At 42.5% G+C, this 20,584-nt stretch carries 16 protein-coding genes and 1 pseudogene; 2 read left to right on the forward strand and 15 right to left on the reverse strand.

Annotation, left to right across the window (positions count from 1 at the left end; genetic code table 11):
* The 6 genes and pseudogenes from AAA952_RS18915 to AAA952_RS18940 all read right to left on the reverse strand — a co-directional run.
* A partial coding sequence (locus AAA952_RS18915; RefSeq protein ID WP_338258848.1) for a hypothetical protein occupies positions 1-414 on the reverse strand: 414 nt, incomplete at its 3' end.
* Positions 415-422: 8 nt separating this feature from the next.
* The gene (locus tag AAA952_RS18920; RefSeq protein WP_338258849.1) at positions 423-2,027 is read right to left on the reverse strand and encodes a site-specific integrase; all 1,605 of its coding nucleotides are present in this window, start codon (positions 2,025-2,027) and stop codon (positions 423-425) included.
* Between the two features lie 301 nt (positions 2,028-2,328).
* Complete coding sequence (locus AAA952_RS18925) at positions 2,329-3,522, reverse strand: hypothetical protein (RefSeq protein ID WP_338258851.1); 1,194 nt, start codon at positions 3,520-3,522, stop codon at positions 2,329-2,331.
* 53 nt (positions 3,523-3,575) lie between these two features.
* Positions 3,576-4,136, reverse strand: a complete 561-nt coding sequence (locus AAA952_RS18930) for a hypothetical protein (protein WP_338258852.1) — start codon at positions 4,134-4,136, stop codon at positions 3,576-3,578.
* An 11-nt stretch (positions 4,137-4,147) separates the two neighbouring features.
* Positions 4,148-5,458, reverse strand: a complete 1,311-nt coding sequence (locus AAA952_RS18935) for a site-specific integrase (protein WP_338258853.1) — start codon at positions 5,456-5,458, stop codon at positions 4,148-4,150.
* A gap of 71 nt (positions 5,459-5,529) precedes the next feature.
* Positions 5,530-5,847 (reverse strand): annotated as a pseudogene (locus tag AAA952_RS18940) (toprim domain-containing protein); the annotation flags it as partial.
* Between the two features lie 166 nt (positions 5,848-6,013).
* On the opposite strand from AAA952_RS18940, the gene AAA952_RS18945 reads away from it, so the two are divergent.
* Together AAA952_RS18945 and AAA952_RS18950 are read left to right on the forward strand one after the other, a co-directional pair.
* A complete protein-coding gene (locus AAA952_RS18945; protein ID WP_338258854.1) occupies positions 6,014-6,301 on the forward strand; it encodes a hypothetical protein in 288 nt (95 codons plus the stop codon).
* A gap of 267 nt (positions 6,302-6,568) precedes the next feature.
* A complete protein-coding gene (locus AAA952_RS18950) occupies positions 6,569-8,047 on the forward strand; it encodes an alanine/glycine:cation symporter family protein (protein WP_338258855.1) in 1,479 nt (492 codons plus the stop codon).
* A gap of 126 nt (positions 8,048-8,173) precedes the next feature.
* Here AAA952_RS18950 and purF read toward each other — a convergent pair whose 3' ends face one another.
* The 9 genes from purF to fabB form a co-directional block, all read right to left on the reverse strand.
* Positions 8,174-9,688 carry an amidophosphoribosyltransferase gene (purF, locus tag AAA952_RS18955; protein WP_028761029.1) on the reverse strand — a complete coding sequence of 505 codons (1,515 nt, stop codon included), beginning with the start codon at positions 9,686-9,688 and terminating at the stop codon, positions 8,174-8,176.
* A gap of 57 nt (positions 9,689-9,745) precedes the next feature.
* Complete coding sequence (locus tag AAA952_RS18960) at positions 9,746-10,234, reverse strand: CvpA family protein (RefSeq protein WP_028761030.1); 489 nt, start codon at positions 10,232-10,234, stop codon at positions 9,746-9,748.
* A gap of 115 nt (positions 10,235-10,349) precedes the next feature.
* Complete coding sequence (locus AAA952_RS18965; protein WP_338258856.1) at positions 10,350-11,123, reverse strand: SPOR domain-containing protein; 774 nt, start codon at positions 11,121-11,123, stop codon at positions 10,350-10,352.
* On the reverse strand, positions 11,116-12,387 hold the full coding sequence (gene folC / locus AAA952_RS18970; protein WP_338258857.1) for a bifunctional tetrahydrofolate synthase/dihydrofolate synthase: 1,272 nt from the start codon (positions 12,385-12,387) through the stop codon (positions 11,116-11,118). The genes AAA952_RS18965 and folC overlap by 8 nt, the downstream gene beginning before the upstream one ends.
* A 44-nt stretch (positions 12,388-12,431) precedes the next feature.
* Positions 12,432-13,217: a tRNA pseudouridine(38-40) synthase TruA gene (truA, locus tag AAA952_RS18975; protein ID WP_028761033.1), complete on the reverse strand. Its 786-nt coding sequence runs from the start codon at positions 13,215-13,217 to the stop codon at positions 12,432-12,434.
* A 102-nt stretch (positions 13,218-13,319) separates the two neighbouring features.
* Positions 13,320-16,754 (reverse strand): FimV/HubP family polar landmark protein, encoded by a 3,435-nt coding sequence (locus AAA952_RS18980; protein ID WP_338258859.1) that lies wholly within the window; start codon positions 16,752-16,754, stop codon positions 13,320-13,322.
* A 177-nt stretch (positions 16,755-16,931) separates the two neighbouring features.
* A complete protein-coding gene (locus tag AAA952_RS18985; RefSeq protein WP_338258860.1) occupies positions 16,932-17,948 on the reverse strand; it encodes an aspartate-semialdehyde dehydrogenase in 1,017 nt (338 codons plus the stop codon).
* Positions 17,949-17,950: 2 nt separating this feature from the next.
* The gene (locus tag AAA952_RS18990; RefSeq protein WP_338258861.1) at positions 17,951-19,081 is read right to left on the reverse strand and encodes a 4-phosphoerythronate dehydrogenase; all 1,131 of its coding nucleotides are present in this window, start codon (positions 19,079-19,081) and stop codon (positions 17,951-17,953) included.
* A gap of 159 nt (positions 19,082-19,240) precedes the next feature.
* Positions 19,241-20,452, reverse strand: a complete 1,212-nt coding sequence (fabB, locus tag AAA952_RS18995) for a beta-ketoacyl-ACP synthase I (RefSeq protein WP_168824238.1) — start codon at positions 20,450-20,452, stop codon at positions 19,241-19,243.
* Positions 20,453-20,584 lie beyond the last annotated feature (132 nt).

Raw genomic sequence — 20,584 nt, forward strand, 5'->3', positions numbered from 1 at the left:
CTCTAACAGAGATAGCTTTTCTAAAGCTTCAAACAGTGTAAATTCAAGCTGGGCATTATGGGCAACAATTTGATCACTAAACGATTTAATTTGATCACGCTGAGTTCTATAACGCTCTTTCAATTGTCTTTCTTTGTCGCGTTGCTCACGTAAATTTTGTTCAGATTGCTTGTGCTGATCGCGTTTACCACTAACAACTTTTCGCTTCGCGGTCTCAATTATACCATTTGCCTTCTTAACAAATGATGAGTAGTAATAGATCCCCCCCGAACTCAAGCCAGCCTCATCATTGATTCTTTTGAGGCTAATACGGCCATCGGACTTAGTTTTTAATGGTTTACCATCAATGAGCCTTTCAAGAGCTTGTTCAAGCCTAATCAGGGTCTCTTTGCCTCTATCTGAATGTTCAGTCATAGGTGATCTTATAATAAAGTTTGGTTGATATCGTGTTTAAAAACTTCAAAAGCAATGTTGTGTTCATTTAAACATTGCTCAATCGATTTAATTTCATAGTAAAGCTTCGACAGAATATTGGGCATTTTGACCCCATAGTCGACTAGTGACTCAAATTTTTTAATCAACAAGTTCCTCTTAGGAATAAGCTCTAGTGCTTTGACTTTTGTAACAACAGCATACTTGCACGCTACGGCATCACAAATACGATTGCATTGTGGATTGGTGCAATGCCCTACTGGTGTCTCAATAATCGACATCTGTCCATCACGTATTTGCCTTGAAATCTCTTCACGACTCAGATAAATCGTACTCCTATCCTCACCGCGTAACTTTTCAATTCGTTTGCCTTCCGCACCAGATAACGATTCGGCTTCATTATAAATATAATAAAGTGTATCAGTCATAAACTCATGATTTTCTTGAGCTATATCTAACAACAGTTCATTGTCTAACATCATATCAAAATAGCCCGCTACATTAGCTTGGTTTGAGTACCAAGAAGTCATTGCAATATTAATATGTTTAAATTGGTATTTAATATCCAAAAGAGATGCCAGCTTGTTACGGACAAGATAGACAGCAAATGTTCTTCGGAAAGAATGAGGATTGACATTTAACAAATCGCCTAGCTTTAGCTCCCCTTTACGTGATGGGTTTAGTAGATTAAATTCAGCAACATCTTGAGACTTTGCTGAATAGTTAATGTTTTTAACTAAACTTTTTAGTGACTTATCAATTGCTTGACGGCCAGCAGCCGGGGACTGGGAAGATAGAGAAAATGATATAAATAGTGATTTAGCTTCTTCTATAATTTTCATTTTTTCATCAAAATGGGGGTATGAGTTAGCTCTATCTATCCAAATATCTCTAGCAAAATCGTAAGCATCCCAGATAAGTTCAATAGCATGTTTTACCGCAGGAATCGTTACCCAACTAGTCTGCCTTTTAACACCCGCAACATTTACTTTCGTATGAATACCATTAACTACGGGGATTATAAAACCCGCATACTTTTTCTCTTCATAAGACTTAAGCGACAATGACTTGATCTCTGAATCTCTACAACCTGTAAATGCAGCAATAACCATATAGCATGCACCTCTAAGAAAACATAACCATGAACCTGTTAAATCTAATTTAAAACCTATCCGTTGAGTTTTTTCACAGTACTTCTCTTGAGCTTTTTTCCTGGCAGTTACAACACCATAACCAAGTTCAATGTTGCCGTTATAATCATTTATAAATCTGCTATAAGTATCACTAATTATTTTTCTATGCTCATAAAAATTACTAACAATATCTAATGATGCTTTAAAATAGATTTTTGCGATATTATCAGGTAAAGCTATAGTTTGTTGTATCTCGTGCTGACCTTCAGAAAGCAGCAAGGCTAATTCATCAAAGCTATTAATGTTATACGAAATAATCCCTTCATTTTTCAAGTACCGCATAACTATTAAATAGTTTTTCCAAGTCTTATACTTTAACTTTTTACTTTGAGCAGCTAAGATAAAACTTCTAAATCCATTATCTGAATTTATATAGGAAAAATTAGTTCCACCAGAAGCCAAGATGCACTTGGACAAAATTGAGAAGCCTTGAATAAATTTAGAAATAACACTCTTTTTATTAATCAATTCATTATTGTATATATGTTTATAAACAACTGCTTTACACAGACTTTTAAATTCACCACTAAGTATTCTAAAATTAACATCAATCCCTTCCGAAAAAACAACCCATCTATCGTACTGTAATAGCTATACGGCTTTCCATCAGAGGAAAATGATACCACCGACCAATCTACATCTTCATTCTTAAAATTAGATTGCACATCAATAGAATAAAATTCAGTTTTAGCATTGTTAATCATCAATAGAGTTCCACTAAAAAATTAAAATCTGTTTTATCAGACCACAAGGGATGTGGAGCATCATAATACTTTGACATTGCGAGGTTATACTCAAATGAAAAACATGACTTAACTCTTTCCAAAATTGATTCCACCGTATATAACACCTTTGTCAAGGTATTAGTCGGAATTGTGTTAATTGAGGGCTGACAAGAAGCTTCAAGAATGACATCACGGAACGATAACATTAACCAAATATCTTCAACCTCAGCAATAACAGCATGATGTGGACAACCAAAACATTCTAAAAATTTATGACATGCAACGATATTATCTTCCTTTGCTAAACCAACTTTAACCAATGAATCTTTTAATTTATGAGCTTTCTCCCCAAAAGAGCTTTTACAGCGAAGTCCATTTGATAATTTACTAGGTACAATTTGTTTTCTTTGTTTATAAAATTGCTCCCTCACTGGATCTGAATAATTATATGAACTTTCAATAATTGCTGTGCTTAACTCTTCTCCATGAGCTGTCATCAGCCTTACATCTAGTGCAGCTGCGATTGAAAATTCCATGGCCTCAGGAACACCATTAGTATAATGCCTAGATACAGCTTTTGGACTATTGTTTAACCCTTCAGCTACAGAAAATATACTTTCTGTAGCCCTCATAATAAGAGTTGCTTTCGTCTTACGAAACTTTTTAGTGCTTAATAATGGAATGCCAAGCATCCTAAAACTATTATTCAATGTGCCAGCTGCGGCTACTGGTTTCATTTTTGTCACATTATTTTTTACTATATATGGGAAAACATAATCAAAATCAATAGATAGTACTATTTTCCTAAGTAATAACCACGCTTCAAAAAACTCTTTTGCTTTTTTACTAAACCCTACCTCAATAAAATTACTTTTTCCATTTTGTCTTTTTTTTACTATTTTAAGAATAAAGCTTCTACTAGAAACTTGGGTAAATTGTTCCGATGAAATATCTGATATTTTTAAATTCCTTAATCCAGAATCATTAATCCCAGTATAAAAACAAGTCAAAAAGAAAGCTGTTTTAATAAGATCGTTACGCCATGTGTCTTCGCTGTTTTTGGAGTATAGTTTTTTCCTCCACGCACTCTCACTGGCATATGTGAAACTGTTATTTTCTCGAAGAATGCGTTCATCATACAGTGGATGTACACTTGGAATAGAGTTTTCCAAAACACATTCTCTATATTTGTTAAAAATTTTGTATAAAGATAAAACTATCTTATTTAATTCATCATCAGTATAAGGTGATGCGGGGTGGTATCATTAGGGAATGCTACAAATTTAGATTTAATACTTTCAAAACCTATGGGATTAACTTCCGCCAAAATGACTTTGACTGAATTTTGAATCGATGAAAGTGTTTTCCCTTTTGTTCCATTATTATATTTTCTTTTTAATTCAGATATAAACCCTACAATTGCGGTTTCAGAATAAAAATCTGATATACAATTGAAATCACAATACTGAATCAATAAAACCATAGCATTAAACATATTAATCTTTGATCTTTTGCTTCGTTCAATTCTAACAAAAGTAAAGTATAATTCTTTAATTTTAACCCACCGATTCATATCAACTAATTTCTGAACTTTTTTTAGTCTAAACTCTTTGCCATATGAACCAATCTTAAGAATAGGACAGCCTTGGTAACCTAGCCTTCTAAAGTAGGCGACATGACTATCATCCTTTAGAGTCATTTCATCAATTGGAATATCAATAAATTCAAGATTATTAAAATTTTTTGAACTTATTACTTTTCTTTTATTGGTGCCGACAAATGCCAATTAAGTCACCATTACCCTTTTAAAATAACATCTAAAGATTTTTCATAAATTTCATTTGCACTAATATCTTGACGGCAAAACTTCAAATAGACTAAAAGTGTACTTCTAGATTTATGTCCCATTACCGACTGTAGATAATCAAGAGCATCCCCCTCCTTAATTCCATTATTCAAAATTTCTTTTAATCTATTTACTGCATATGTTGAACGGAGGTTATGAAATTTATGAACAAAGTTTGGATGTGTCAATTTAACAGAATTCCGTAACTCACCCCATCTGGCATTAAATGTTCTTGAAGCATAATAATCTCCATTCTGCGAAATAAAAAGAGGAGGATTATCTGCTTCTTCTGGATTATTCAGTTCAAAAAGTTTCCTGCGCTTAATGTAACGATTAGAGTTTATATATTGATGTAGCTGTAACATCAATAATGATGGAACTTCAATAGTTCGGCTAACAGATCCTTTAGTTCCTACACCATCTTGTGGTGATATATGAACACCATCAGTATTAATTAAATATTTTTTACTAAGCTGTTCACTTGTTGGCTTGTAAATAAATTTAGACCTGAATGTAGTCAATTCTTCTCTACGCAACCCAGTATATCTTACAAGATAAACTGCAAGCTTAAACTCTTGCGATAAATTAACAAACTTAATACCCGACTGAACCTTTACTTCAAAACGACATATATCATCGACCAAACTCCACTCATGTTCACTCAGAGGAACTAACTCTCTAGATACACCACCATAACTAGTATCTGCAGGTAAATTAAGTCTAATATCCGTTGAGTTCACAAAGATAAATCTATCTCGAATATACTCATGTCCACCATCTGCTTTAACCTTTATAGTTTCATAGTTAAATGGTTTATTTTCAAAGAAATATCCTTTAGCCAAATAAAATTTGTAGAAGTTAACTACTGAGCCTATGTAATTATTTGCAGTTGTTCGCGAGAACAATCCATTTTTTACAGCATCTTTCAAATGTTTACTAAATTTATATGTAGGCCTATTTCTAGATATAATAGGCATCTCATCCCAATCACAACCAATATCATTTAGAAATATAAAATAATGTAGTAAAGCTTGTGCTTGAGTGTTAACTTTTTTCCTATTACGAGAAGATTTCAAGTAGATAAGCCAATTATTTACAATTGATACGGGTTTTCCATTATCTTGGTACAGCAAAGGGATATCCAAAACTTCATAACCAGCTCCATCAAATCTAAAACTGATTTCACCAGTGCTTAAACTAACTTCTTTAGATAAATGTTGATCCACCCTTAAGCGCGGAACTGTCCAGATAATGTAATTCATAGGCTCCATATTTCACACTTTTCCAAATTCAACCGTAACAACGCTTTTTAATCACTAAATCGTAACAGTACGCGGTCGGGATCGCCCGCGTTAACCAGCGTGTTGGCTTGTTTGACTAATCGTTTTAGCACTGTGAGTTGGCTGCGGGTCGCAGCCTTAGGTTTTAGTTGCCACTTGTCTGGCACTATTGGCAAATGCTCGAATTTCCAAGACTTAAATTCGGGATTATAGGCATCAGGTTCTGCTTGCTCGAGCAAGTGACCAACGCACCAAGACACACAATCGCCATTGGCGGCTTCGATAAATCCATCGCCTTTTTTATGGGGTTTAGGCAATACATCGGCAATGGCCCGCCCTAGGCTAGGTTTTTCTGCGATATAGAGAATCATACAAACACCAAGCACTGGATATAATTACAGTATAATTTAGCCCAAACGCCAGTTGAGTGCAAATTTCTGTAGTAAACCGAGCTTAAATGTAAAAGCTTAAGTGTAAATTCAATTGCGAATGATTCTCAACAAGGCATAAGATACACTAAATAACTAAGGAGTGACTATGAGACAGTTTGCAATAAATGCGCGACAGGCTATGGCAATAACTCCAGCATTAATATTAAGATTCAATCAGTTATTGATATTCCATAGCTTAATGTTACTCGCAATAAGCATGCTCACCAGTACCTGGCTGGGACAAATGAAAATCATCGATATGCCGTTAGCATGGGGATTCATTCTCGTCATTCCTATTGCTGTGAGTGTATCTCTATTACTCAGCCACCAAATCACGCGCCATAGCTTAAGTAGCTTATTCGGCGTGTGGATGCTACTTTGGGTAATGGGATAACTGACATTCATAATAAATCACTACCGTATTTCGAGTTAACTCGCCCCTCCGCTCTATTTATCCATGCTAAAACTCAATTTCAAAACACATTGGTTTCAAATATTTAACACTTTAACTATGAAGCTCCCTAAAAAATAGTTATGTTGAGTATCTTGGATATTTACAAAAAATGTCTTAATCAAAAGTGAATGTCCTAACTCAACATCTGTTGAATAACCGTAAACCTAAAAACTCTGCTAAAACAACACAATAAAGGAATCGGAGTCTATGAATGAGATTGTCAACGCGATCAATAGTGTAATTTGGAGCCCTGCACTTATTTTTCTTTGCCTAGGTGTCGGGCTCTATTTCTCCCTTCGCACTCGATTTTTACAGCTGCGCCATCTGCCAGAAATGATCCGCCTGATGTTTGATGGCAAGAGTACTGATGCGGGAGTGTCGTCTTTTCAAGCACTCGCGATGACATTAGCGGGTCGAGTCGGTACAGGTAACATTGCAGGGGTCGCCACAGCAATCACCTTTGGTGGTCCTGGCGCTTTATTTTGGATGTGGATGGTTGCCTTTCTCGGTGCCAGCTCCGCTTTCGTTGAATCTACCTTAGGTCAAGTCTATAAAGAAAAAATCAATGGTGAGTATCGCGGTGGACCTGCTTTTTATATTGAAAAAGGCTTAGGCATGAAATGGTATGCATGGGTATTTGCAATTGCGACCATATTTGCCTGCGGGATCCTGCTGCCGGGCGTACAAGCTAACTCGATTGGTTCAAGTTTAAAAACCGCTTTCAACATAGATCCGAATGTGACTGCAGCCATACTGGCTATGCTTCTTGGTTTTATCATTTTTGGCGGTGTAAAACGTATCGCTCACTTTGCCAGTGCCGTCGTCCCCTTTATGGCACTGGGTTACATCATAGTGGCTTGTGTCATCATAGCGCTAAATATTGGCCAGCTACCGGGTATTTTATGGTTAATTATCAAAAGTGCCTTTGGCTTTGATGCGGGTTTTGGTGCCATTTTAGGCTTAGCCATCATGTGGGGGGTAAAGCGGGGTATTTACTCCAACGAAGCGGGTCAAGGTACAGCGCCACATGCCTCATCTGCAGCGGCGGTAAGCCATCCTGCCAAACAAGGGTTAGTTCAAGCTTTTTCTGTGTATATCGACACCTTATTCGTTTGCTCTGCAACAGGTTTCATGCTGCTCATTACAGGACTGTATAATGTTCAGGGCCCAGACGGTGCGGCGCTCTATACAGGGATTGCCGGAGTCGCTGCAGGACCAGGCTACGTACAAACGGCAATGGAAAGTATGATGCCAGGATTTGGCAATATCTTTGTGGCTATCGCACTGTTCTTCTTCGCCTTTACGACCATAGTGGCTTATTACTACATTGCCGAGACCAACATTGCCTATATCAACCGTAAAGTAAATCATCCTTGGCTCATGGTCGTTCTCAAAGTCGTGATCATTGGCTCAACCGTATACGGCACAGTTAAAACGGCTGATATGGCTTGGGGAATGGGTGACATTGGTGTCGGACTTATGGCATGGCTCAATATTATTGCCATTATTCTATTAAGGAAAACCGCATTCACTTGCCTTAAAGATTATGAATCACAGCAAGCACTCGGCATAGAGCCACTTTTCGACCCGGTAAAACTGGGTATTAAAAATGCGGATTACTGGGTTGAACGCAAACACGCTGAAGAAAATGTAATGACTGAAACAGCGCAACGCATAAATACGTAGACGTTACCACTATGATCCGTTAAGCAAATATAAGCCATTAAAAAGCCAGTGATTTCTCACTGGCTTTTTTGTATCGTTTAGAACAAAAAGGACACAAACTTTACGATACTAAATTACCCACAATCCTTATGGGTGACAGACGTTATGCAGCTCTAAGTTAGTGCCGATATCTTTATTTCGATCGGCTTTGGCATCGTCATTACGCAGTTGCGTCAAGTGATCTAAATACGCTTGGTCAACGTCGTTCGTGATGTAGTGACCATCAAATACGGACGTTTCGAAACGTTTAATCGCAGGATTCTCCATTCTTACCGCTTCAATTAAATCGGGTAAGTCTTGGAAAATAATGCCATCGGCACCAATTAACTTGGCGATTTCATCGGCATCACGACCGTGTGCAATAAGCTCATTCGACGTTGGCATGTCAATACCGTACACGTTTGGGAAACGAATTTCTGGCGCGGCAGAGGCAAAGTACACTTTCTTGGCACCGGCTTCACGGGCCATTTCGATGATTTGCTCAGAGGTCGTACCGCGAACGATAGAGTCGTCCACCAACAGGACATTTTTGCCTTTGAACTCAGTGTTAATGGCATTCAACTTACGACGCACTGACTTCTTGCGCTCCTGTTGACCAGGCATGATGAAGGTACGGCCAATATAACGGTTTTTCACAAAACCTTGGCGGTACGGTAAGTCCATGCAACGGGCAATTTCCAGCGCGATATCGCAAGAGGTTTCAGGAATAGGAATAACCACGTCGATATCGTGATCGTACCATTCCTTCTTAATCTTCTCGCCAAGCTTAGCGCCCATGTTGACGCGACTTGCATATACAGACACTTTGTCGATCGTCGAATCTGGACGGGCAAAATAGACGAATTCGAAGATACAAGGTGCATAGCTAGGCTCGGCCGCACATTGACGGGTATACAGCTGGCCGTCAATTGAAACATAAATCGCTTCACCCGGTGCAACATCACGCATCACTTCAAAGCCAACGGCATCAAGTGCCACACTTTCAGAAGCCACCATGTATTCAGTGCCAGTGGCAGTTTCGTGCTTACCTAATACCAAAGGACGAATACCAAATGGGTCACGGAACGCGACTAAGCCTTGACCAATAATCATAGCCACAACCGCGTAGGCACCACGAGCTTGTTGGTGTACGTTAGCGACCGCATCGAACACTTCTTCCGACGTCAGAGTCAAACTCGTGGTTTTTTGCAGTTCGTCGGCCAACAGGTTTAACAAGACTTCAGAATCCGAAGTGGTGTTCACGTGGCGACGTTTTTTGATCAGCCCTTCGGCTAATTCGACTGTGTTAGTTAAGTTACCGTTATGGGCTAATGAGATCCCAAATGGCGAGTTAACATAGAAAGGCTGCGCTTCAGATGCGCTTGAACTGCCCGCAGTTGGATAACGCACATGGCCAATACCAGCATTACCTTGTAGGCGTTGCATATGTTTGACTTCAAAAACGTCTTTAACCAAACCATTGGCTTTACGTAGTCTGAAAGCACCACGATCAATGGTCACAATACCTGCCGCATCCTGACCTCTGTGCTGCAACACTGTCAGTGCATCATAAATGGTCTGATTAACCGATGATTGGCCAACTATTCCGACGATACCACACATGGGTAAGCTTCCTCATTGTAAGATGTTCTATCACTTAGGATTATTTTATTTTCTTTCTTATAGTTTGGGTACAAAGCTGGAGGTATTTTCCAAATAGTCAAAAAACCATTGAATAACAACGCCAAATTCGGGTACTAGCACAGAATCTTTCCACCATTGGGAGTTGGGAGAGCCTGTGAAAGCATCCATGAAAAACAACAAGGCGCTCACAATAAGCGCGCCTCGAATAGCACCGAAGCACAAGCCCAAAAGCCTGTCAGTGCCAGATAATCCGGTTTTGACAACAAGTTGTCCGAGAATATAGTTAACTAAGGCACCGAGTACCAAAGTGGTAATAAAGAGGATGGCAATAGAAACGCCATTACGCAGCATCTCATCGTTCATTTGTGTTAAGTGAACGGCAAGATCTTGGTAAAATTGGCTGGCAACAAAGAAAGCCGCAAACCATACCACTAAGGACATGGCTTCTTTGGCAAATCCACGGATCAGACTGATGAGAGTCGATAATCCGATGACGAATATGATAGCGTAATCAATCCAAACCATTGAGATGGCTTTCCGACATGGGCTTTAAGACGGCGCGATTCTACCAGAGACTGAAACGATTCTCACCCCTAGTGAGGTAAATAAATCATTTTCAGTCTCGAGTGTTGTATCACCATTAAGATTCTAAGGGATTAAAAGGAACAATCCAGCCCTTGAGACGCGTGAGGTTTTCCACCTCAACTTGTACTTTCTTCAGCTTTACCTCAGACACATCGGGTCCGACAAATACTTTAGTTAATACGCCATCTTTAGGGTTTTCAGGAATAGTGTACGCTTTAAAACCACTCTTACGCAGCTGTGCAACCAAGGCTTTAACATTCGTTGCGTTGTTAAAACTGCCAAGCTGCAAGGTAAAGCCACTTTTCAAGCTGTCACGACTGACCACTTTAACGGCATCCTCTTTGGCAGCACTGGCTTTAGGCATTTCTGCTTTCGGCTTTTCAACCTTAGCCACAGAGGTCGCTTTAGCGTCCGCTTTTTTAGCCGGCTCAGTTTTTACAGTGGCTTTAGGCGGCTCTTTTTTAGCTTCAGGTTTCGTTTCAGGCTTAGGCTCTGCTTTTTTAACATCAGGCTTAACGTCTTTCTTAACATCTTGCTTTGCGACTTCGATTACTGGCGCAACGGCAGACTTTTCATTGTCAGCATTAACTGGCATTTCGGCTAGGGCGACCTCAGTCCCATTCAGCGCAGCAGCATCCTCGGCCGACAAGACTTCAAACATATCATCGTCGGCTTTTTGCTGCTCAATCACGGTCGGGCGCAAAGGAATTTCGGAAAACTGCTCTTCTTGGCGATCTTTTTTGCCATCCAAAATATCCGGCAAAAAAATTACCCCAAGCGCAACCAGCACCACAGTGCCGACTAAACGATTATGAAACTGGCTAGACAAAACTGACTTCCTGCATAAATTGAGACTTAAAACCTGCCACAGTGTAAAAGGAGCCAAACACAATTACCACATCATCTGGGTTAATTTGCGCTTTTAATGCAGACCAAGCCTCAGATATGTCCTCAAACTCAAATGCAGCAGCCTCAGTGGCTAATGTTTTGCGTAGCATGGCCGAACTCGCGCCACGCTCACCGTGCAGACTGACCAAATACCAAGTGTCGATCAGTGGATTGATCACAGGCAACACACCTGCAATATCTTTATCCTTCAGCATGCCGCAAAGGGCGAACACGCGCTTACCCACAACGATTGGCGCTAACTGTTGTACCAAAAACCGCGCCGCATGGGGATTATGGGCAACATCGAGTAACACTAACGGCTGCTCACTCACCCGCTCTAATCGACCCGTTAACCGAGCAGTGCTAATACCCTCAGCAATAATTGAAGGCGTGATATCCGGCCAGCCCAGTTCAATCACTGCCAATACAGTCGCCGCATTAGGTAATGGCAAAGTTGGTAACGCTAAATCGTGCAGTTTGAGCACTTGACCTTGAAAATCCCACAGATTGCCATGGGCTTGATAACTGAATTCGTTACCGACGCGATACAAGATGGCGCCAACCTCATTGGCGACATCATTGACAGTGTGTGGCAAGTTGGGTTCACCCACAATGGCAGGTTTACCACGGCGGAAAATGCCCGCCTTTTCACGGCCCACAAGCTCACGGGTATTACCGAGATAACTTTCATGGTCTAAATCGACCGACGTCAGTACGCTAATGTCGGCATCGATAATATTGGTAGCATCTAACCGTCCACCTAAACCGACTTCTAAGATAACCACATCAAGCTGAGCGGTTTTAAAGAGTATCAAGCCTGCGAGCGTAGCGTACTCAAAAAAGGTCAGAGAAATATCGCCGCGCGCGGCTTCAATTTGCTCAAATGCCGTAACAAAATCGCTATCACTGACATCGCTACCATTGATACGCACTCGCTCGTTGTACTTCAGCATGTGTGGCGAACTGTATACGCCCACCGTCAAACCCGATAAGCGCAGAATATTTTCGAGCATGGCGCAGGTGGTACCTTTGCCGTTCGTCCCCGCCACTGTCACTATTTTGGTTGGACCTAAATCCAAAAGACCAAGGGTTTGCGCGACCTTAGAGACACGGGTTAACCCCATATCGATTTCGGTTGGATGTATAGATAGCAAATAATCCAACCACTGTTCCAATGCTGCATTTGACGCTGGTACTGTAAGCATGTCCGTATATCCTCGTATTCGATTATCTCTCAAATAAGATCTTTTCAATCCAACATGAATAATGGCCCAAGGGCGAGCTTAGGTAATTGATATTGTTCTGGATAAGTCACATCAACTAAATAGAGTCCATGGGGTTTAGCCGTTGCTGCGGCTTGGTTTCTGTCTTTTAACGCGAGCAAATCGCCCATCCAAGTCAGTGGCTGATTACCTAGACCGATTTCTAACAATGAACCGACAATATTACGCACCATGTGATGCAAGAAAGCATTCGCGGCGATATCAACAATCACATACATACCTTGGCGCGTGACATTAACGCAATGCACATTACGAAACGGTGTTTTCGACTGACACTGGACAGCGCGAAAGCTGGTAAAATCCTGCTCACCCAAGAGTGCCTGTGCCGCTTGGTGCATTTTGTCAGCATCGATATTGCCGTGATAATGGCTTACACCATGGCGTAAAATCCCAGGGCGAAAAGTGTGATTATAAATCACATAGCGGTAGCGTCTGGCGGTGGCCGAAAAGCGCGCATGGAAACTGTCGTCGACTTCTTTGACCCAACGTACGGCAATATTGTCGGGCAAATTAGCATTCACCCCTAAGGTCCATGCGCCTTCATTACGAATGGCATTGGTTTCAAAATGAACCACTTGGCCAGTGGCATGCACGCCCGCATCGGTACGGCCAGCGCAGAAGACGCCGATAGGCTCATTAGCCACTATCGATAACGCCCGTTCTAATTGCCCTTGTACTGAATCGACTTCGGCCTGACGTTGCCAGCCAAAATAACCATTACCGTCATATTCAATACCTAATGCAATCCGCATCCACTTATCCTCACAATTGATTTAGCGGCGCATTTTATCACAGCAGCCCATAAAAAAAACGGCGCTAAAGGCGCCGTTAGATTGAAACACTCTCAATCGGGATTAACTAATCTCTTTGAGCAAACGTCCTGCTTCATCCTGCTGGCGCTCGTTACCGTCAATTTGCACTTCTTTGAGCAGGGCTTTCGCACTGTCGCTGTCGTCAATTTCGATATAAGCACGCGCTAAATCCAGCTTAGCGTTGACTGAGTTTTCTTCATCATCAACATCGATCATCGCGGCATCACCGATTAAGGCACCGACATCACTCATCTCAACGTCAACTTCCGAATACAAATCGGTATCTGCGCCCTCTTCATCGGCATCATTCAGCAACTTGTCGATGTCGATAAAACCGTTTTCATTTTGAAAACTGGTTAAATCATGGTCAGGAACAAACTTTTTCTGCGCTTTTCGTGACTCCTGGGCATCGAGTGCAGCCAAGGCTTCATCGACGGTAAGATTATGATCATCGACCAGAGAGAAACTGTCTTCCGACGTCAACACATCTTCATCGTCATAATCTGTATTGGCTGTAAAAGCGGCGAGCACATTATCGTCACTTAAGTCTAGCCCTTGCTCAAGGTCCAAATCATCCGCGTCTTCTTTGATATCAAGTTTAAAATCTTCACTAAAATCAATATCGTTACGCGTAGCCTTAATGGGCTTCTCTTGAGAAGCATAATCCAGCGCGGTGGCATCTTTTTTAGGCTCAACATCATTAGCCGTTACATCTGCTTGCGTTGCCGCAGGCTTAGCCTTAGGCGCAAAATCTAGCTCTGAGTCCCAATCGAGCACATGGGGATCTTTGCTCTTATTGGCTTTTAAATCATTAAAGAAAGAAGATTCTTTTTCTTTAACACTGGCCGCGGCTGCAGCAGCGGCCAAAGTGACTGCGGCCGTCGCTAATACATCAGCGTCGTTATCGTCACTCAATTCCTCGACTAATGTAAAAGTATCATCGGTGCCATCGATAGAGTGAGCCGCACCAATGCCTTTAAGTAAATTATCTTCGTCAACTGAATTGTCTTCTGAATCGAGCTGCGCCGTTTCCATATCGAAGTCGAATTCATCTTCATCGGCATCCAATTGCTCCGGCACATCAAACTCAGCTAAGAGTGCATCTAAATCATCACCTGACGCTTCACCTTTTATGTCTTCCGGTAACGAAGCTTCTAATTCTGCGGCAATTTCTGCACTGAGATCATCATCTTCTGTATCGACTTTGAGTTCAGGCTCAGCATCAAAACTCGCCAGTAGTAAATCAATATCATCGGATTCTTCTACGCCTAATTCATTAAGCTCATCGTCTAACTCAGCGGCAATTTCAGCACGAATATCGGGCTCGACTTCAGGTTCAGCCGCTGGTGTCGGTTTATCAAAATCCGCTAACAGAGCATCAATATCATCGGTATCTTCCACACCCAGTTCATCAAGCTCAGCGTCTAACTCTGCGGCAATTTCAGCGCCGAGGTCGGGTTCAACTTCGGGTTCTGCTGGTTTATCGAAATCGGCTAACAGGGCATCAATGTCGTCGGTATCTTCTACGCCCAGTTCATTAAGCTCAGCGTCTAGCTCTGCGGCAATTTCAGCGCCGAGATCAGGTTCAACTTCAGGTTCTGCAGGTTTATCGAAATCGGCTAACAGGGCATCGATGTCATCGGTGTCTTCTACGCCCAGTTCATTAAGCTCCGCATCTAGTTCAGCAGCAATTTCAGCGCCAAGATCAGGCTCGACTTCAGGTTTAGCGGCTGGCGTTGGTTTATCGAAATCAGCTAATAAGGCATCGATATCATCAACGTCTTCTCCGCTAAGTTCATCATCTAGCTCATCACCGAGTTCTGCCGCGATGGCAGCACTGAGATCTTCATCATCAGACGCAACAACGTCTGGTGCAGGCGCTTGTGCAGTCTCAATATCTTCAGCAGGAACACTAAACTCGGCAAGTAATGCATCAAGATCATCGTCATCCGCGATGGCTTCGTCGGCAGGTTTAGTGTCTGCGACTTCAACATTATTCAGCTTAGAAGTAATATCATTACTGTCATCTTCTTGAGCTAAATCGCTCGCAAAGTTACGCTCTAATTCACTTAAATCCTCTTCGGCTTCGGTGCTGTCTTCAGAAGTGCTGTCGTCAGAACCTAGGCCCGCTAATAGTGCATCAAGATCGGCTTCCTCAAGAATATTGCCAGATTTAGGTTTCTCCTCAACAATATCCTCTTCCTGATCGCCCATGGCTTCGGCCCACAGATCATCGAGGGACTGTCCTTCATCCTCGGCTTCAGGTTCGGCAGAGATCCCCGGATCGACAAACATTTCAGAAGCCATATCCATCTGATCGTGGGAGTCAGTCAAATCTTGCTCAGGTTGTAAATCGACACTGCCCATATCAAGAAGACTATCGATGGAGTCCGCATGGTCAGAATCTAAATGTACCGCCATATCGTCTAAATCGTCATCATCCATGTCCATGATGGCGGTACCCGCAATCCCAGCGGCACCGGCGGCCATAACCGCTTCTTGTGTCTGCATTTCACGACGTTCTTTATTGCGTTTACGGCGCAGGAACCAGAACACAGCAAGCAGTAAGAACAAGGCAGGGATCACAGCCGCGGCAATCAATAACACAGGATTATTAAGGATATTGCGCCACAAGTCATCGGGCTCAATAGGTGCCTCTGCCTCTACTTCAGCTTCAACAGCTGTCGTCTCTGGCACTTGCGCAGCTTCAACTTCGGCTTTCAAGGCTTGGTTTTGTAGTTTACTGGCTTGAAGTGTTTCTTCCAGCACCGCAATCCGTTGATTTAATTCTTCAACTTTAACTTTTAGCGCTTCAACATCTGAAGTGCGCACTGACAGTTGATCTTGCGTGCGGGCTAATTCATCGGTTAATGACAGATTTTTGCTTTCTGCCGCTTCTAACCGCGCCGTCACATCTGAACTCAGCATCTTGGGCTTTTCTGGAACAGGTGTTTCAGCAACTGCTTTAGGTGGTGTCACTTTCGTTTCAACAATCACCGCAGGAGCCGTGACTGGCGCTTTAGCTGTCGTCACCTTAGCTGGCGGTTTAGATGTTGCTTTCGCCGGAGCCCGAGATTGTCTATCACTTTGCTCTGCTCTGGCTATCGCCATACGATTGGGGATCGACAGCATGACTTCTTTAGACGGAATGAGCAGGATCATACCGCGTTCTAAACTGTTATAACTGGCAGAGTTAAACGCATGAGGGTTAGCATCGTATAAGGCGGCCATCACCTGATAGACGCTAACACTGGCATCAGGACGGACTTTTTGCGCTATGCTCCAAAAAGTGTCTTTAGATGTCGTTGGACCATATTGATGGTTAACTTGACGAATCTGTCCGTCTGGCCCCATGATTTTTAAGGGTTTTAATCTTGGTGTATCTGCAGCAACGGCGGGATCAATAAAATAAGCGGTAGAAGAAACAGCTAAAACAGTGGCCATTAGACCCACAAGATACGAAGTGCGAAATTTCATCAATCCTTCCCTTTGAAGCGCTATAAAGTTATCTCACTGATAACAGGCTTTAGGCAATTGTATTTATTGAGATTACTATAAACCAGAAATCCCCGCCCTGCTACTGTTCACAATTGTAAAACAAAAAAAGCCTGCTGACAGCAGGCTTTTCAATGGGCATCAAATGCAATCTAATGCTTAGTAATAATCTCTCACTAAGATCTCGGCAATTTGCAAACTGTTCAAGGCTGCGCCTTTACGAATATTGTCTGACACGACCCACAAGTTAATCCCGTGAGAATGAGAAATATCCTTACGAATGCGACCCACATAAACCGGATCGGTTCCTGCGGCATCTGTCACTGCTGTTGGATAATCATCATCGGATTCAAACAATACCACTCCTTCGGCATTACGCAGTAAAGCTTTAACGTCTTCGGCATCAACAGGCTGACGAGTTTCGATATTAATGGCTTCCGAGTGACCATAAAACACAGGCACACGTACGGCAGTCGCATTCACTAAAATCTCATCGTCACCGAAAATCTTCTGGGTTTCCCAGACCATTTTCATTTCTTCTTTGGTATAGCCGTTATCCATAAATTTATCGATTTGTGGCAATACGTTAAAAGCAATTTGTTTTGGATAGACTTCAGCGTCAGCAGGTAAACCTTGCAATAATTTAGTGCACTGATGCGCTAATTCTTCAATGGCTTTTTTACCTGTGCCCGATACTGACTGGTACGTTGCCACATTAATGCGGCTGATACCATAGGCATCATAAATAGGCTTAAGTGCCACCAGCATTTGAATGGTTGAGCAATTTGGGTTAGCAATGATATTGCGATTGCGGAAATCAGCGATAGCATGCGGATTCACTTCAGGTACAACCAAAGGAATATCGATGTCGTATCTAAAGTGAGAGGTGTTATCAATCACAACACAGCCTGCTTCAGCGGCAATCGGTGCCCATTTGGCGGAAACATCACCACCTGCAGAGAAGAAACCAATTTGAGCTTGGGTCCAATCGAAGGTTTCTACGTCGAGAATGGTAATTTGTTTGCCATGAAAGCTGACCGTTTCACCGGCGCTGCGGCTACTGGCTAAAGGGTACAAATTGGCAACCGGGAAATTACGCTCTTCGAGGATCTCTATCATAGTTTGACCCACTGCGCCCGATGCACCTAAAACGACAACATTAAATTCCTGTGACATAGCTACTGACCGACTCCTGAAAAACCTAAATTGGACAACCAATCTACCTCAGATTGACCGTCATAAGCCAGCGCCAATGCACTAAATTCGCGTCTATGTTGGTGATTTTTTCTCATAGTGTCGAAGCCATTCTCATTTAAGAATGTATTTCTGAACATCTTGTCATCATCGCGCAAATCATAGACAAAACGCGCGAGCTGTAATAACGCTTTTTCATTCGGCGCAGTCGCAAGTTCGACCGCCTTAATGTTAAAGCTTGGCAAGAGATCCAGCAGACTTTTATCGGCAGTAATATTAAGTAACTGACACAGCTTTTGATAGAGCATAAAAGTGCCACGCGCCTTACCTTCTAAGCTGTAACCTGCAATATGCGGGGTGGCAAATTCAGCCAGTGGTACGAGTTCAGGCATCGGTGTTGGCTCGCCTTCCCACACATCGAGCACTAATTTAAGATCATCACGCTGGCGTTTAACTCTGACAAGTGCTTTGTTATCTATCACATCGCCACGACAGCAATTAACTAACCAAGTATTGGGTTTGAGCGCCTTTAAGCGCGCCTCATCGAATAAATGTTTGGTTTTATGCTCGCCCGTGCGCGTGATTGGCACATGCAAACTGATGATATCGGCCTGCGCCATAATGGTGTCTAAACTCACAAAACTGCGCGGATCGCCCTGTTTCTCTTTGATGGGATCATTAAGCAACACCTTAATACCATAGGCTTGCAAACATTTTGCCGTTGCAGTGCCAGTGTTGCCCGCGCCCACTATGCCGACGACCTTGCCCTTAAGCGGCGAATTAAAGCGCTGCGCTAGCTCCAGCATAGCGATAAAAGCAAACTCCCCAACCGCAGTCGCATTGCAACCTGGTGCATTAGAGAAGGGAATATTATGCTCGGCAAGGTAGGCTAAATCCACATGATCTGTGCCTATAGTGGCACTGCCGACAAACTTCAGTTGATGATTGCCCGAGAGCAACTCGGCATTCACTTTGGTGACTGAGCGCACTAATAACACATCGGCATCGCGCACTTGCGCTGCGGTTAACGTGCGGCCATTAACAGGAATAATTTCCCCGAGATCGCCAAATAACGGTTCAACATAGGGCATATTTTCATCGACTAAAATCTTCATGGGCACCTGATCTAAAAAAGTGGGAATGGAAGGCATCAAGATGCTCGGTATTCTAACAAGACTAATGGGATAAATCCTTGTCGATGCAACAAGTTTACAAAAAACGCCCATAAAAAAGGGAAGCCTAAGCTTCCCTTCTATCGTGTTTGATAAACAAACTTATTTGAATTTGCGCATCACTAGCGTGGCGTTTGTACCGCCAAAACCAAAGCTGTTACTCATGACTGTAGTCAGCTCAGCATCGCGATATTCACGCACGATAGGCATATCTTTCGCCGCTTCGTCCAGATTTTCGATATTGATGCTTGGGGCAATAAAGCTGTTTTCCATCATGATTAAGCTGTAAATCGCTTCATGTACGCCTGCGGCGCCTAATGCATGACCTGTCATAGACTTAGTCGATGCAATCGGTGGGCACTTGTCTTTGAAAACTTCACGTAGCGCTTCTAATTCACGCACGTCGCCTACTGGCGTTGAAGTGCCGTGAGTATTGATGTAATCGATTGGGGTATCGACATCCATCATCGCCATTTGCATACAACGCACAGCGCCTTCACCCGATGGCGCCACCATGTCATAACCGTCTGAAGACGCGCCATAACCAATCACTTCAGCGTAAATTTTTGCGCCGCGAGCCAGAGCATGCTCTAACTCTTCAACCACTAAAATACCGCCGCCACCAGAAATCACAAAACCATCACGGTCTGCATCATAGGTACGAGAGGCTTTTTCTGGTGTGGCATTGTACTTGGTTGACAGTGCGCCCATAGCGTCGAAGCCCATGGTCAGTGTCCAATCCACTTCTTCAGCACCACCGGCAAACACCATGTCTTGCTTACCCATTTGGATAAGTTCAACGGCATGACCAATACAGTGGGCGCTAGTTGCACAGGCTGAACTGATAGAATAATTCATGCCTTTAATTTTAAATGGCGTTGCTAAACAAGCGCTGGCCGTGCTCGACATGATGCGAGGCACAATATACGGACCTACGCGTTTAACGCCTTTTTCACGCAATGTATCGGCAGATTGTACTTGGTTAGACGATGATGCGCCGCCTGTACCCACAATCAGCCCTACGCGCGGATCTGAATACTGTTCTTCAGTTAAATTGGCATCGGCAACCGCTTCTTGCATAGCAATGTAGGCATAAGCTGCCGCATCACCCATAAAACGCAATGCCTTACGATCGATATGCTCAGCAGGGTTTAACTTGATGTCACCCCATACATGGCTACGTAATTGCATCTCTTCAAACTGAGCTGAATGCGTAATACCACTGCGGCCCGCTTTCAGTGACTCGGTCACTTCTTGCTTGTTATTACCGATACTTGAAACAACACCCATTCCGGTGATCACGACTCTTTTCATTTTATTGCTATCCATTGTGTACATGTCAGTACCTACTTTTCGCTGAGCCAATAGTATCTGTTTTGACTCAATTAAGTGGTCAGCTTTCCATAAAGGCGAGTAAAATAATGCCAATTATGAGACCGAGAGTAA

Origin of the sequence: Shewanella sp. M-Br (assembly GCF_036245925.1) — a bacterium.
Taxonomy (GTDB): Bacteria; Pseudomonadota; Gammaproteobacteria; order Enterobacterales; family Shewanellaceae; genus Shewanella; species Shewanella oncorhynchi.

Excerpts from the sequence above, each read along its gene's own strand:
- purF (WP_028761029.1), bottom strand. The coding sequence starts at position 9,688 with ATGTGTGGTATCGTCGGAATAGTTGGCCAATCATCGGTTAATCAGACC.
- AAA952_RS18985 (WP_338258860.1), bottom strand. The coding sequence starts at position 17,948 with ATGTCACAGGAATTTAATGTTGTCGTTTTAGGTGCATCGGGCGCAGTG.
- folC (WP_338258857.1), bottom strand. The coding sequence starts at position 12,387 with ATGCTTACAGTACCAGCGTCAAATGCAGCATTGGAACAGTGGTTGGAT.
- fabB (WP_168824238.1), bottom strand. The coding sequence starts at position 20,452 with ATGAAAAGAGTCGTGATCACCGGAATGGGTGTTGTTTCAAGTATCGGT.
- AAA952_RS18960 (WP_028761030.1), bottom strand. The coding sequence starts at position 10,234 with ATGGTTTGGATTGATTACGCTATCATATTCGTCATCGGATTATCGACT.
- AAA952_RS18980 (WP_338258859.1), bottom strand. The coding sequence starts at position 16,754 with ATGAAATTTCGCACTTCGTATCTTGTGGGTCTAATGGCCACTGTTTTA.
- AAA952_RS18935 (WP_338258853.1), bottom strand. The coding sequence starts at position 5,458 with ATGAATTACATTATCTGGACAGTTCCGCGCTTAAGGGTGGATCAACAT.
- truA (WP_028761033.1), bottom strand. The coding sequence starts at position 13,217 with ATGCGGATTGCATTAGGTATTGAATATGACGGTAATGGTTATTTTGGC.
- AAA952_RS18990 (WP_338258861.1), bottom strand. The coding sequence starts at position 19,081 with ATGAAGATTTTAGTCGATGAAAATATGCCCTATGTTGAACCGTTATTT.
- AAA952_RS18950 (WP_338258855.1), top strand. The coding sequence starts at position 6,569 with ATGAATGAGATTGTCAACGCGATCAATAGTGTAATTTGGAGCCCTGCA.
- AAA952_RS18945 (WP_338258854.1), top strand. The coding sequence starts at position 6,014 with ATGAGACAGTTTGCAATAAATGCGCGACAGGCTATGGCAATAACTCCA.